Origin of the sequence: Sorangium sp. So ce726, assembly GCF_051521405.1 — a bacterium.
Taxonomy (GTDB): domain Bacteria; phylum Myxococcota_A; class Polyangia; order Polyangiales; family Polyangiaceae; genus Sorangium.
The window spans coordinates 211,384-224,159 of record NZ_CP150349.1 but is presented as its reverse complement, the minus strand read 5'-3'; the positions used below and the strand labels follow the sequence as shown (position 1 = coordinate 224,159).

General features: G+C 70.2%; 13 protein-coding genes. 2 read left to right on the top strand and 11 right to left on the bottom strand.

Annotated features, from left to right (window positions below):
• Nucleotides 1-89 precede the first annotated feature (89 nt).
• The 8 genes from WME79_RS00870 to WME79_RS00835 all read right to left on the bottom strand — a co-directional run bounded on the left by WME79_RS00870 (nucleotide 90) and on the right by WME79_RS00835 (nucleotide 9,250).
• Nucleotides 90-1,400 (bottom strand): hypothetical protein, encoded by a 1,311-nt coding sequence (locus tag WME79_RS00870; RefSeq protein WP_437531011.1) that lies wholly within the window; start codon nucleotides 1,398-1,400, stop codon nucleotides 90-92.
• Entirely contained in the window at nucleotides 1,400-2,038 is a 639-nt protein-coding gene (locus tag WME79_RS00865; RefSeq protein ID WP_437531010.1) for a peroxiredoxin, read from the bottom strand. Before WME79_RS00865 ends, WME79_RS00870 begins: the two co-directional genes overlap by 1 nt.
• 166 nt (nucleotides 2,039-2,204) lie before the next feature.
• The gene (locus tag WME79_RS00860; RefSeq protein ID WP_437531008.1) at nucleotides 2,205-3,527 is read right to left on the bottom strand and encodes a S41 family peptidase; all 1,323 of its coding nucleotides are present in this window, start codon (nucleotides 3,525-3,527) and stop codon (nucleotides 2,205-2,207) included.
• 328 nt (nucleotides 3,528-3,855) lie between these two features.
• The gene (locus tag WME79_RS00855; RefSeq protein ID WP_437531006.1) at nucleotides 3,856-5,205 is read right to left on the bottom strand and encodes an LLM class flavin-dependent oxidoreductase; all 1,350 of its coding nucleotides are present in this window, start codon (nucleotides 5,203-5,205) and stop codon (nucleotides 3,856-3,858) included.
• Nucleotides 5,202-5,990, bottom strand: a complete 789-nt coding sequence (locus tag WME79_RS00850; RefSeq protein ID WP_437531004.1) for an ABC transporter ATP-binding protein — start codon at nucleotides 5,988-5,990, stop codon at nucleotides 5,202-5,204. Before WME79_RS00850 ends, WME79_RS00855 begins: the two co-directional genes overlap by 4 nt.
• Nucleotides 5,966-6,874, bottom strand: a complete 909-nt coding sequence (locus tag WME79_RS00845) for an ABC transporter permease (protein WP_437531002.1) — start codon at nucleotides 6,872-6,874, stop codon at nucleotides 5,966-5,968. The genes WME79_RS00850 and WME79_RS00845 overlap by 25 nt, the downstream gene beginning before the upstream one ends.
• Nucleotides 6,871-8,076, bottom strand: coding sequence for an ABC transporter substrate-binding protein (locus tag WME79_RS00840; protein ID WP_437531001.1), 1,206 nt, complete (start codon nucleotides 8,074-8,076; stop codon nucleotides 6,871-6,873). Before WME79_RS00840 ends, WME79_RS00845 begins: the two co-directional genes overlap by 4 nt.
• Before the next feature lie 253 nt (nucleotides 8,077-8,329).
• Nucleotides 8,330-9,250 (bottom strand): LysR family transcriptional regulator, encoded by a 921-nt coding sequence (locus tag WME79_RS00835; RefSeq protein WP_437530999.1) that lies wholly within the window; start codon nucleotides 9,248-9,250, stop codon nucleotides 8,330-8,332.
• Nucleotides 9,251-9,484: 234 nt separating this feature from the next.
• Between WME79_RS00835 and WME79_RS00830 the strand changes: the two genes are divergently transcribed.
• The gene (locus WME79_RS00830) at nucleotides 9,485-10,285 is read left to right on the top strand and encodes a dioxygenase family protein (protein ID WP_437530997.1); all 801 of its coding nucleotides are present in this window, start codon (nucleotides 9,485-9,487) and stop codon (nucleotides 10,283-10,285) included.
• A gap of 21 nt (nucleotides 10,286-10,306) precedes the next feature.
• Complete coding sequence (locus WME79_RS00825) at nucleotides 10,307-10,966, top strand: YceI family protein (RefSeq protein WP_437530995.1); 660 nt, start codon at nucleotides 10,307-10,309, stop codon at nucleotides 10,964-10,966.
• A 152-nt stretch (nucleotides 10,967-11,118) separates the two neighbouring features.
• On the opposite strand, the gene WME79_RS00820 is transcribed toward WME79_RS00825, so the two are convergent.
• From WME79_RS00820 to WME79_RS00810, 3 genes are all read right to left on the bottom strand, one after another.
• Nucleotides 11,119-11,430, bottom strand: a complete 312-nt coding sequence (locus WME79_RS00820; RefSeq protein WP_437530993.1) for a hypothetical protein — start codon at nucleotides 11,428-11,430, stop codon at nucleotides 11,119-11,121.
• Between the two features lie 63 nt (nucleotides 11,431-11,493).
• Nucleotides 11,494-11,727: a hypothetical protein gene (locus WME79_RS00815; RefSeq protein ID WP_437530992.1), complete on the bottom strand. Its 234-nt coding sequence runs from the start codon at nucleotides 11,725-11,727 to the stop codon at nucleotides 11,494-11,496.
• Complete coding sequence (locus WME79_RS00810; RefSeq protein ID WP_437530990.1) at nucleotides 11,724-12,203, bottom strand: type II toxin-antitoxin system VapC family toxin; 480 nt, start codon at nucleotides 12,201-12,203, stop codon at nucleotides 11,724-11,726. The genes WME79_RS00815 and WME79_RS00810 overlap by 4 nt, the downstream gene beginning before the upstream one ends.
• Nucleotides 12,204-12,776: the final 573 nt, after the last annotated feature.

Sequence of the window (12,776 nt, the reverse complement as noted above, 5' to 3'; positions counted from 1 at the left end):
GCTCGATCGGAGGCTCCGGGCCGGATCGTCTGGGTGAGACCGCCGCCGCCGGAGCCGCGCCCGGCCAGCGCCGCCCGCCGGAGCGGGCGCTACCCGTCGTCCGGCAGGTAGAGCTTCACGTCGTCGAACTCGGCGGTGCCCTCGTAATAGTTGATGTGCGGATCACCGAAGAAGAAGTGATCCGGGTAGGCCGACCCCGCCGGCCAGGTCTCGAAGGTCTTGCCGAAATCGACCGTCTCGTTGTGGTGTTCCGCCGCGATCTCATCGGGGCGCTGGTTGTAGTGCCACGTCACCGGCGGCTCGCGGAAGTCCCTCCGCGCGGCGTACGTCGTGCTGCCGCCGTGGTGGAACCTGCCCGCGGCGGACATCGCATAGCCCCGGCCGTCGCGCTCGACGGTGACCACGTAAGCCTCCCTGTCGAGGTACTTGTCCACGAAGATGGGGCCGTCCTTCCACCCGCCCGCGGTGTACGACGTGAACCCATTTCCGGTCCACGGGCTCCCGAACGCGTCGCCGCGGAGCCATATCATGCTCACATAACGTGATCCATCCTGCTCGGCCTGGCCGGTCAACGGGTTCCAGACCGCCGACCAGGGGCCGTCTTCGCCGAAGTTGCTGTCGGTGTCCATCACGACCTTCCGGTGATGATGGATGAAGACGTTGTTGTGAGGGGCTGGCCGCGGATAATCGGTGATGCAGAGAAAGTAAACACCATTATCGAACGTCGCCGACCGGGGCGCGGTGCTGCGATCGCTGAACCGCCACGGGTCGGCCAGCTCGTCCCCGTCGTAGCCGTTGGTCTTGCCCCCGTGCGTCCAGCTGCCCTCGCGCAGGCCGCCAAAGTCGATGTTCGAGACGGTCACCTCGACGCGGTAGCGTGCGGGCAGCGGCGCGGTCGAGCGGAGGATCGCGCCGTCGTAATGGCGGGTGGAGACGAGCCTCGCCTTGCCGCCCACCGCCTCGAAGCGGCCGCCTGTCTCGGGGACGCCGTCGCGGTCGCTGTCGCGGCCATACAGCTCGACCGTGAGCCAGCCGCCCTCACCATACGTGAAGGACTTCCGGAACGATCGGAACCTCCGCAGCCCTTCCCGGAACACCTCGCCGCCCCGCGCGGAGAAGAACTCACCGTCTTCGTCGAAGACATCGACGTGATAGGGGCTCTCGTCGCCATACCGATCCTCGGTCCACGCCGCGGGCTCCTGGAACGGCGCATCGAAGGTCTCGTGGTGGACGAGCTTCCAGCCGGCGCCGGCGGCCCGCGCCGCCGGCTTCGGCCCGCCGCCGCTCGCCCCGAGCGCCTCGGGCGCGGGCGCGCGCGAGCACGCCGCCAGCAAGACCAGGGCGAGCGCGGCGAGGCGTCGCGTCGACGCCTCGCGCGCGCGGGCGGCGCCACGCCGCATCAGCGGTTGGGCTGAGGGGTGAGGCGCAGGTACGGGCGGACGGCGTTGTACCCCTTGGGGAACTTCTGCGCGAGGACGGCGGGGTCCTGGAGCGAGGGGACGATCACCACCTCATCGCCGTCCTTCCAGTTCGCGGGCGTCGCCACGGAGTGGCTGTCCGTGAGCTGAAGCGAGTCGATGAGGCGCAGGATCTCGTCGAAGTTGCGCCCCGTGCTCGCCGGGTACGTGAACGTCGCGCGGATCTTCTTGTTCGGATCGATGACGAACACCGAACGCACCGTGAGCGTGTCGTTCGCCTGCGGGTGGATCATCCCGTAAAGGCCCGACACCTTCCGGTCCACGTCGGCGAGGATCGGGTAGTTCAGCTTCGTGCGCTGCGTCTCCTCGATATCCACGGACCAGCGCTTGTGCGAGTCGACGTCGTCGACGCTGAGCGCGATGGGCTTCACGCCGCGCTTGTCGAACTCCGCCTTGAGGTTGGCGACCGCGCCGAGCTCGGTCGTGCAGACCGGGGTGAAATCCTTCGGGTGCGAGAACAGGATCACCCACGAGTTCCCGGCCCACTCGTGGAATCGGATGGTCCCGTGCGTGGACTCTTGCTCGAAATCAGGCGCGATGCTTCCGAGTTGCAGGCTCATGACATTCCCTCCTGGCCGCGGCCTATTCTCCGCTATGGCGGAGGAATCTCCGTCAAGCCGCTCAGCGTGTCAAGCCGGGAGCGGCGGTGTTTCGCGCCGGGATGCCGCCGGCGCGCTCGACCGCACCGCACCGCAACGCGCCGCGCTTGGCCGGCGCGGCCGCGCCTCAGAGCGCGCCGACCTCACGCCGGAGGCCGCGCCAGGGGATCTCCCGCGGCGGCGAGGCGCGGCGCTCGCTCGCCCCGTCCGGCTGCGCCGCGGTCGAGCACTCGCCGTGCTCGAGCAGGTGCAGGGCCTCGGCGAGGCCCGTCTCGCCCGCGTCGCCGAGCTCTGCGCTGAGCGTGTCGTCGGCGGCGCAGTCGGGGGGGAAGCCATCGTAGAAGTCGCCCTCTTCCTTCACGTTGAGCACGCGGAACGCGATCGGGTGCACGACCATGTCGCAGTTGTCCCATCCGTACATGCCGACGGGTTTGCCGTGCGTGGTCGAGCCGACGATCTTCACGTCCATGTAGGCGCGCAGGCTGTTGATCAGCGTCTCGCTCGCGGAGGCCGTCCCGCCGGACGTGATGACGACCAGCCGGGACAGGGGGAGCGACGGCTGGTCGAGATCCTCGAACGTCTCCCGCTTGTCCCAGTCGACGTGCCTGTCGTTGTGCGCGGTGATGTCGAGCAGCGCGCCGGCCTCCGCCGGCCGGTGGATCAGGCTCGCGAGGTGCCTCTCGACGGAGAGGCGCCCACCGCCGTTGTAGCGCAGATCGAGCACCAGCTCGTCGACCTGGCTCTCTCTGAACAGCGCGAAGGCGCTGTCGAGCTCGCTCACCGAAGGCTCGATGAAGGTGGTGAGCATGAGATATCCGACGGTCGCGGACCCTGCCTGCAGGACACGCGGGCTCACGACCGTGGTGATGCCATACCACGCCTTCCGGAGCGCGACCGTGAAGGCCTCGGCGTCCGCGCGCTCGATCGTCAGCGACATCTCGTAGCCTTCCTCGTCGGGGCCTGCGAGCTCCTCCCAGAGGTCGTCGCTCACGACCTGCTCGACGTCGATCCCGTTGATCGCCACCACCGCGTCGCCCCGCCGGAGGCCGGCCTCTCCGGCAGGCGAGCCCGCCTGGATCAGCGCGAACCGGAGGCTGCCCTCCTGGTCGAAGCTCCACCGCATGCCAAACCCGAGGGTCTGCCCTTCCCGGAAAAATGCGTCGTCGACGGTCTTGGTCGAGATGTAGCTCCAGCGGTCTCGCGGCTCGGTGACGAGATCCACGAGCAGCGCCTCGGGCGAGGGGTACGCCCGGTAGTCCAGGTCGGGTACGCCTTCGTACCAGAGATAGGCGTCCTTCATCAGCTCGAACAGAAATTGGTTCTGTCCCTGCAGCGAGCAGTCTGCCTTTGGCTCCGCGTCACCGTCCGAGGCGGTGCAGCCTCCCGTCGCGGAGGCGGCCAGCGCGAGGGTGCATGTGGAGAGGACCGCGACGAGCTTCGAGGCGACCATGCGCCTCAGCACACCACGAAACGGAAAGGGCGAGCAACGGGGTTGGGTTGGCGGTTCGACCCGACCGGGGTTGGGTTTGCCGGCATCCCGAGCGGGGTTGCAGGTCGATCCCCGACCCAGGTTGGGTTCACCGACCGAGGTTGGGTTCACCGGCCCGGGTTGGGTTCACCCCGAGCCCCGACCCAGGTTGGGTTCACCGACCGAGGTTGGGTTCGCGAGCTCCGACCCAGGTTGGGTTCACCGACCGAGGTTGGGTTCGCGAGCCCCGACCCAGGTTGGGTTCACTGGGTTCACCGACCGGGGTTGCGGCCTACCAACGTAATCCACCTCACTCTGCTGCGACCAGATCCCGACCGGGGTTGAGGTTTGCCGGCCGCGGCAGCCCATAGTTGTCCCGCAACGTCTTCCCCTCATATTCCGTCCGGAACAGCCTGCGCTTTTGCAGGATCGGGACCACGTGCTCGACGAACGCCTCGAGCCCCGACGGCAGCACCGGCGGCATCACGTTGAAGCCGTCGGCCGCCCCCTGCTCCCACCAGTGCTGGATCGCGTCCGCCACCTGCTCGGGCGCGCCGGCGAACGTCCGGTGGCCACGGCCGCCGCCCAGCCGCCCGATGAGCTGGCGCACCGTCAGCCGCTCCCGCCGCGCCAGGCTCACGATCAGCGTGTAACGGCTCTTCGCCCCCTCGATCTGATCCTCGCTCGGAAGATCCCGCGGCAGCTCCGCGTCCAGGTCGAGATCCTCCGGCTTCACCCGCAGCGTCTGCGCGAGCTGGCGCTTCGCGTACTCCGGCTTGATGAGCCGATCGAGCTCGGCGTCGAGCGCGTGCGCCTCGGCCTCCGTGGCGCCAATGACCGGCACGATCCCCGGCAAGATCTTGATCGACTCCGGATCGCGCCCCAGCGCGCGGGTGCGCGCCTTGAGATCAACATAGAACCGCTGCGCGTCCTCCAGCGTCTGCTGCGCCGTGAACACCGCCTCCGCGTACCGCGCCGCCAGCTCCTTGCCGTCGTCCGACGAGCCGGCCTGCACGAGCAGCGGATACCCCTGCGGCGAGCGCGGCACGTTGAGCGCCCCGTCGACCTTGAAGTACCGCCCCACGTGCCGCGGCGGGTAGATCTTGCGGTCATCGCCCCAGACGCCGTTCTCCTTGTCGCCGAGCGGCGCGTCGTCGGCCCAGCTGTCCCACAGCTTCAGCGACACATCGATGAACTCCGCCGCCCGGGCGTACCGATCGCTGTGCGCCGGCAGGTCATCCAGGTTGAAGTTGCGCGCCGCATCCACGCCCGCCGTCGTGACGATGTTCCAGCCCGCCCGCCCGCCGCTGAGGTGGTCCAGCGAGGCGAACCTCCGGGCCAGGTTGAACGGCTCGTTGTACGTCGTCGAGGCGGTCGCGATCAGCCCGATGTGCTCGGTCACCCCCGCGAGCGCCGCGAGGAGCACCGTCGGCTCGAGCGTCCCGGCCGGCCTGCGGCCGACGTTGTTCCACAGCACCGGGCTGTCGGCGAGGAACACCGAGTCGAGCTTCCCCCGCTCCGCGATGCGGGCCAGGTTCTTGAAGTGCGCGACGCTCGTGTTCGCGAACGGATCGCTCTCCGGCAAGCGCCATGAGGCCTCGTGGTGGCCGACGCTCATGAGAAACGCGTTGAGATGCAGCTGTCCGGGTCGTTGGGTCACGGGGAACTCCGTTCCAGTTCAGGGTTCGAGTCAGAATCTCCGGCAGCGGCCGCGCCCGGCGTGACGCCCAGCGCCGAAAGCAGCGACTCGCGGTGGGCGAGGAACCGCGGATCGCGCAGCGGGCGCGGCGCCGGCAGATCGATCCGCCGCTCTTCGGCGATCCGGCCGCCCTCGATCACCAGCACCCGATCGGCGAGCGCGATCGCCTCGTCGACGTCGTGGGTGACCAGCAGCACGGCCGGCCGGTGCCGCGCGCACAGCTCGCGCAGGAGATCATGCATGCGCGCGCGGGTCAGCGCGTCGAGCGCGCCGAACGGCTCGTCGGCCAGCACGAGCTCCGGATCGCGCACCAGCGACCGCGCCAGCGCCACCCGCTGCTGCTCGCCGCCGGACAGCTCGACGGGCCACGCGCGCTCCCGCCCGGCGAGCCCCACCTCCGCGAGCGCGTCCAGGCCGCGCTCCCGGGCCTGCGGCACATCGAGCCCCAGGATCACGTTGTCGAGCACCCGCGCCCACGGCAGGAGCCGCGTGTCCTGGAACACGACCGCCCGGTTGTCCGGCACGTTCAGCTCGCCCGAGCCGGTCACCTCGTCGTCCAGCTCGGCGATCGCCCGCAGCAGGGTGCTCTTGCCCGATCCGCTGCGGCCGAGCAGCGCGACGAACTCGCCCCGCTCGATCGTGAGATCGATCCCGTCGAGCACCACGCGGGCGCCGAAGCGCCGGACCAGGCCGCGGATCCGCACCGCGGGCGGGACCGCCGTCAGCCGGCCAGGATGCGGCGCCATGACAGGGCCTTTCGCTCGATGAGCCGCACGGCCGAGTCGGAGGCCAGGCCGAACAGCCCGTACACGACGAGGCCAAGGAGGATGATCTCCGTCTGCCCGTACGAGCGCGCCAGCGACATCATGTAGCCGATGCCGCTCGTGGCGTTGATCTGCTCGACCACGACGAGCGCCAGCCACGCCCCGGTCACCGCCAGCCGGAGGCCCATCAGGAAGCCCGGCAGCGCCCCCGGCAACGCCACCTTCCGGATGAACTGCCACCTCGTCAGGCGGACCGTCTCGGCCAGCTCCACGTAGCGCGCGTCGATGGTCCGCAGCGCTGCGTGGGTGTGGACGTAGACCGGGATGACGACGCCGAGGGCGATGGTGAGCACCTTCATCTGCTCGCCGATGCCGAACCAGAGGATCAGCAGCGGGATGAGCGCCAGCGTCGGGATCGCGCGCTTGATCTGCACCGGCCCGTCGAGCAGCGCCTCGCCGACGCGCGTCAGCCCGGCAAGGAGCGCCAGCACCGTGCCCAGGCCGGCCCCGAGCGCGAGCCCCAGGAAGGCCCGCTGCGCCGAGGTGAGCAGGTTGGACAGGAGCCGCCCGTCGGCGATCAGCTCGTGGGCCGTGGTCACCACGGTCCACGGCGCGGAGAGCACCCGCGCGTCGAGCGCGCCCGTCGCCGAGGCGACAGCCCAGAGCACAAACAGCAGCGCCGGGCCGAGCGCGAGGCCGTACGGGATGCGCCGCCCCGGGCCCAGGCGGCGCCGCAAGCGGCGGCTGGACACGCGGCGACCGATCGGGGCGCCGGACGGCGGCGCGGAGACGTCCGCGGTCGCGGTGAGATCCGGGAAGCTGGCGAGGCGCGACGAGGTGGCGCTCGTGGGCAGTGCGGTCGTCATGGAGTGCTCCTGTCGGCCGTCGCCGGCCGGTCCGTCGATCCGGCGCCCTCGGCGGCGCCAGCTACCTCCGCTCCGATCGTCTGGAATCGGAGGTCGAAGATCGTCCTGGCCTCGAACCGCTTCTGGCCGGAGGCCTCGGCGAGCAGGTCGGCGGTCTCCTGGGTCAGCGCGATCGCCTCGGACCAGTCGCCCGGATACTGCGGCTTGCCGGCGGCCTCGAAGAGGAATCGCCCTTCCTTTGCCGAGAGGCCCTGGTCCTTGACGTAGTACGCCTCGATCCACGCCTCCGGGTGCGCATAGGCCCACAGCTGGGCCCTGGCCCGCCACTTCGCGTAGTCGTACAGCGCAGCCGCCTTGTGAGCGTCCTTGAGCACCTCGGCGCGCACATGAAGGAAGCCGAGGTTGTCGCGGACGCCGTGCGCGATCGACGAGGCGCCCTCGGCGCGGTACTCGTTGAGATAACGCAGCAGGGTGACGCCGGACAGCGGCGCGACGTCGACCTGGCGGCTGGTAAGCGCCTCCTTGAACTCGGTGCTCCCGAGCTGGACGAGCGTCACGTCCTTTTGCGACAGCCCGGCCTTCTTCAGCGCGCGCAGGACGAGCGCGCCCTGGGCCTGCCCCGGCGAATAGGCGATCTTCTTGCCGCGGAGATCGCCAATGGACGCGACCCGCGCGCCCGGCGCGGTGGCCAGCTCGTAGATGGGCTTCTCCCGGACCTGCACGGTGAGGATCTTCACGTCGAGCCCGGTGAACGTGGCGTGGATGGGCGGCGTGTCGCCGACCGCGCCCGCGTCGAGCACGCCGGCGCGGAACGCCTCGATGGTCTGCGGCCCTCCGCTGATATTTTGCCAGTCGACGCGGAACGGCAGCCTGTCGATGTCGCCGGAGAGCTGGAGTTGCTTCTGCACCGTCGGATCACCGATGCTGAGCCGCGTCTCGCGCGGGATCTCGGCCGGGATCGGGGCGTCCGGGGCGAGCGTGGCAGCGGCGCTCGCCTGACCGTCGCGCTTGCACCCGGACGATGCGATCAGCGCAGAGAGCGCCACGAGCGTCGCGAGTGAGCGAATCCTGTCGATGAACGAGCGCAGATGGACCTCGGTGCGGGGCTGGAAGCGGTGCCGTTTTGCTGCTGCCCAGGCGCCGCCCAGCCGCCCAGCCGGCGGCGGAGAGGAGCGCTCGGGAGACGCCGGGATGGGCCTCATCGAGCCGACGGCTCGCGGCCCGTCCTCCGGAGCGTCTCGCCATGACCAGCAACGCCCATGCCGCCGCGCCGCTCGTCCGTGGACGGCGCCGTCCAGCGGCCCGCGCCCGCCGTGGCGCGGCGACCGCCGGCCGCGGGACGGCCGTGCCAAGGCCCCGCTGCTTCCCCAGCAACAGCCGGTGGTGATCCGCTGCTCCGGCGCGAGCACGGGGCCAGCCTCCCTCCGGCGGGAGCGGGCGCGGGGGGGCGGCCCGCTACCGCGCCGCGGCGGGGGCGTCGCGCCGGCCCTGGACGCCGAACGCGTCGAGCAGGTAGTCGCGGAAGGCGCGGATCTTGGACGGCAGGAAGCGCGTCCCCGGGTGAACGAGGTACAGGGAGGCGGCGCCGTGGATCGCGTAGTCCTTGAGCACAGGCACGAGCCGCTTCGCGTCGAGGTCGCCTCGCACATTGATCGCGGGGACCAGCGCGATCCCGCCCGCGGCCAGCGCGACCTCGCGGCAGAAGGAGAAATCGGAGGCCGAGATCGCCGCGCGCACCCGGAGCTCCGCGCGATCGCGGCCGTCGCGCGCCGAGAGCGCGATCGTCGCGTGCCCGCGCGCGGTCTGGGCGAGCAGCAGCCGGCGCCCCGCGAGGTCCTCGGGCCGGCGCACGGCCCCGTGCTTGCGGAGGTAGGAGGGCGCCGCGAACAGGCCGACCTCGATGTGCTGCAGCTTGTGGGCGATGAGCGACGAGTCCGGGAGGCTCGCTGTCGCGCGCAGGGCCACGTCGACCTGGTGGGCGTCGAAGTCGAGGAGCGCCTCGGTGAGCAGCAGCTCCAGCGAGATCTCGGGGAAGCGCTCCGCGAACCCGGCCGAGAGCGGCGCCAGGATGCTCAGCCCGAGATCGAACGGCGCCGTCACGCGCAGGTGCCCGCGCGGCCTCGAGCGCGCCTGCTGCACCGCCACGTTCGCGTCCTCCAGCAGCTCGAGCGCCCGGCCCACGCGCATCCGGTAGGCGAGGCCGTCCTCGGTCGCCTGCACGAGCCGCGGGCTGCGGCGGAGCAGCTCCACCCCGAGCGCGTGCTCCAGGCGCGTGATGCGGCGGCTGACGCTGCCCTTCGTCTCGCCCAGCGTCCTCGCGGCCGCCGTGATCGATCCGAGGTCGACCACCAGGCAGAAGGCCCGCAAATCGGCCACATCTGCGTCGATCGTTTCCGTTTTGGCAACCTGGCGTTTCATTGCAGGGTCATTGTACCACTCCTGGAAACGACCTAGGGTGAGCGCACCATGGATCGCCGGGCTGCATTGAGGCTCCTCCTTGCCGCGGGCGGGGCCGTACCGATCGCCGGCGCCTGCGGGCGCTCGACGTCGAGCGCGCCCGGCCCGGCTCCGGCGTCGAGCTCCACGTCCACCGCGGCCGAGAGAGGTTCGATGTCCGACACCCAGCACAAGGCGCGCGAGGGGCGCATGCCGGCCCTGTTCCTCGCGCACGGCTCTCCCTTCCTGCTCGACGATCGCGCGTGGGTCGCCGAGCTCGCCGCCTGGGCGCAGGCGGTGCCGCGCCCCACGGCCATTCTCATGATCTCGGCCCACTGGGTGGACGCGCCGGTCACGCTCGGCGCCACCGAGGCCGTGCCCCTCGTCTACGACTTCTACAACTTCCCCGAGAAGTACTATCGCGTGAAGTACCCCGCGCCCGGCGCTCCCGCGCTCGCGCGGCGCGTCCGGGAGCTGCTCAGTCCGCTGGGGCCGGTCGCCGAGGATCCTCGCCGCGGGCTCGACCACGGCGCCTATGTGCCGCTCGTCTGCATGTACCCGGGCGCGGACGTCCCGGTGCTCCAGATCTCTTTGCCGACGCTCTCTCCAGCTCCGCTCCTCGAGATGGGGCGAGCGCTCGCGCCGCTCCGCGACGAGGGGGTGTTGATCGTCGGCAGCGGTTTCTTGACCCATAACCTCCGCGCGGCAGACTGGCGCGGAAATGCGGTCGCGCAGCCCTGGGCCACGGAGTTCGACGCGTGGTGCGCCGAGGTCCTCTCGCGCCGCGACGTGGGCGCGCTCATCGAGTACCGCGCCCGCGCGCCGGGAGTGCGCATGGCGCTCCCGACCGACGAGCATTTCGTGCCGGTCGTCGCCGCCCTGGGGGCGTCGATCGACGTGAGCGAGCCGGTGCAGTTCCCCATCACGGGGCTCACCTATGGCTCGTTCACGAGACGTTCTGTGCAGTTTGGCTGACAGATAAGGAGATTGTCTCTCATGTTCACCGCTCGTTTCGCTCGCATCGCCCTCCCCGCCGCCCTCTTGCTCTCGCTCGCGGGGTGCGAAGATCCGACCAAGGACAAGCCCAAGGCGACCATCTCGACCGCCGCGCCCGCGCAGACCCAGGCCGCCGCCGCGCCCTCGGGCCCCGCCGAGACGCTGCCGCTCGACGCGGCGGCCTCGACCATCGGCTTCGTCGGCTCGAAGGTCACGGGCAAACACGAGGGCAAATTCGAGAAGATCTCGGGCTCGATCACGCTCGCCGGCGGCAAGGCCGCGGGCGGCAAGCTCGCCATCGAGGCCGACGCGTCGTCGGTGAAGACGGACGCCGAGAAGCTCGACGGCCACCTCAAGTCGCCGGACTTCTTCGACGTCGAGAAGTACCCGAAGGCGACGTTCACCTCGACCGAGATCAAGGCCGGCGGCGAGAAGGGCGCGACGCACACCATCACCGGCGAGCTCGATCTTCACGGCGTGAAGAAGACCATCACCTTCCCCGCGACCATCACCGAGGGCGCCGATGCCGTCTCGGGCAACGCCGAGTTCGTGATCAACCGCAAGGACTTCGGCATCGTCTATCCGGGCAAGCAGGACGATCTGATCCGCGACGACGTGCTGCTGAAGCTCTCGCTCAAGGCGCCCCGCAAGCAGGGCTGAGCGCCGGCCGAACACCGGGCGCGCCGCCCGCGCGGGCGGCGCTGTCCCCCAGGTGAGAGGCCCTCGCTGTTCGAGGGGCCGCCGCAGGAGCTGAAGCGCTGCGAGAGGAGCATCACGGCGCGGTTCATCTGAGTGCGGCGAGGGCGGAGAAACTACCGGCGTGGTGGCCTGTCAAGGCCGCCTCGCTGGAGACGACGCCGGAGGTTCACGATCAGATCGTAACCGACAGGATCGACGAGCTCTCGCTCGAGGAAATCGAGCAGCCGGGCCGCTTCTTCCAGCGTCAGATCATCGGAGCGCCACCCGGTGCCGAGCTCGTCGTCGCCGTGGAGGAGCACGTAGGTGAGCGCCCGGTCCGAGTCCGCGATCGCCGCGGGGATTCCTAGCGAGATGAGCTGAGTCCGATGACGGAGGCGCCAACCCGAGCTCCCGGGGGCGAGGGTCGAGGGCCGGCGGTAGGACATGCCGTGTTTCCAGGAGAGAGCGGAAAGGGCATACTGCTCCAAGTCTGGCGAACGGTCTGGCGCTCAGCGGCGGCGCGAAGCGCTGCCCTCGTTAACACCTTGTTGGGCGACGTCCTCGGCCGACACAGGGTCGTGTGAGTCAGGCGCTTTTCGGGCAGGCGGTGTGACACGTGGCCTTCCGCTGGTCTCTTCCATACGCCGAAACGCCTCGAAGATGGCGTCAATATCATAGCCGTGCTCCCTGGCGATGGCATCGCGGATCGCGCGGACTTCTTCCACGATCGGGTCGGGCGTCATGTCTCCTCCTCGGGTGCGAGCTGCTCCGGTGTACAGATGATGGGCGGTCGAAATCCGCTCTCGCGGCACGCGGCCTCAATATGGTTGCGCATCGCCGCGTTGGCGAGATGAGCGCAGTTCCACGTCAACAGAAAGTCGACGTCGTGAACCGCTGCGACCGCCACGTGCACAGCGTCGATCGCTGCCTTCCGTGGCATCGCTGCCGCGTCGAGAAGTCTCTTCGCGACGGCCTGCGCTTCGACGGTCGCAGAGAGCACCGGCAGACCCTCTGCAGCGGCGACACGGCGCGCAGCCGCGGCAGGATCGCCTCTGCTCGCTTCAGCAAGGACGGCCTCGGAGACGACCAGCTCGAAGCGGTCCCGTCGGGTCCACCACTCGATCGTGATCTGCTGGTGCGCGGCTTGAATCAGGTCACGGCTGGGGCGGGCGGTGAGATAGCCGAGGATCGAGGTTTCGATGTAGACGCGGGGTTTCACCGTGGGTTGCCTCTCGCCGCTGGATCCTGGCTCGATTCTAGCAGATACGTGCGAACGGCGCCGCAGGGTCGTAGACGCGTCTGGCAGGCCGCAGGTCGCTATCCGCGCTCGGTCGGGTCGAGCGGCTGCGGATCCCGACGACCCCGCTCAGACGGCTTGCCCGCACGCTGTCCAGCGCTCCACGCAGGGCTCCGGTCTGGACGGTGATCGTCGTTCTCAGCGGCTCTTGGACGCGGTGAACGACCGGACCACGGTCGAGTCGGGAGACGTCGAGCGCGCCTCCCGGCTCGGGCCGGAGCAGCTCGTCGCGTTGGGGTCGCCAGCAGCCGTGCCTGCCAGAGCCAAGGGCAGGCGATGCGGCCGAGCGGCGTGCGCGGGGCCGGGAGGGCCGGGCGGCGTGCTGCCCCTGGAGCCGACCGCAGAAGAGTAGCTGCTCTTCACGCCGGACGGGGCATCCCACGGGCAGCGGCCGGGAGCATATTCCCCGTGGCCCCCGGTCACCGATCCCCGCCAACACGCCTCCGCCTTGATCTTTTCAGGCCAGATCGCGTAACGAGGGCGTAATGAGTGCGT

What these genes read in the sequence shown, in the direction of transcription:
- WME79_RS00870 (WP_437531011.1), bottom strand. Translation starts at nt 1,400, where the DNA reads ATGCGGCGTGGCGCCGCCCGCGCGCGCGAGGCGTCGACGCGACGCCTC.
- WME79_RS00865 (WP_437531010.1), bottom strand. Translation starts at nt 2,038, where the DNA reads ATGAGCCTGCAACTCGGAAGCATCGCGCCTGATTTCGAGCAAGAGTCC.
- WME79_RS00860 (WP_437531008.1), bottom strand. Translation starts at nt 3,527, where the DNA reads ATGGTCGCCTCGAAGCTCGTCGCGGTCCTCTCCACATGCACCCTCGCG.
- WME79_RS00850 (WP_437531004.1), bottom strand. Translation starts at nt 5,990, where the DNA reads ATGGCGCCGCATCCTGGCCGGCTGACGGCGGTCCCGCCCGCGGTGCGG.
- WME79_RS00845 (WP_437531002.1), bottom strand. Translation starts at nt 6,874, where the DNA reads ATGACGACCGCACTGCCCACGAGCGCCACCTCGTCGCGCCTCGCCAGC.
- WME79_RS00840 (WP_437531001.1), bottom strand. Translation starts at nt 8,076, where the DNA reads ATGAGGCCCATCCCGGCGTCTCCCGAGCGCTCCTCTCCGCCGCCGGCT.
- WME79_RS00830 (WP_437530997.1), top strand. Translation starts at nt 9,485, where the DNA reads ATGTCCGACACCCAGCACAAGGCGCGCGAGGGGCGCATGCCGGCCCTG.
- WME79_RS00825 (WP_437530995.1), top strand. Translation starts at nt 10,307, where the DNA reads ATGTTCACCGCTCGTTTCGCTCGCATCGCCCTCCCCGCCGCCCTCTTG.
- WME79_RS00820 (WP_437530993.1), bottom strand. Translation starts at nt 11,430, where the DNA reads ATGTCCTACCGCCGGCCCTCGACCCTCGCCCCCGGGAGCTCGGGTTGG.
- WME79_RS00815 (WP_437530992.1), bottom strand. Translation starts at nt 11,727, where the DNA reads ATGACGCCCGACCCGATCGTGGAAGAAGTCCGCGCGATCCGCGATGCC.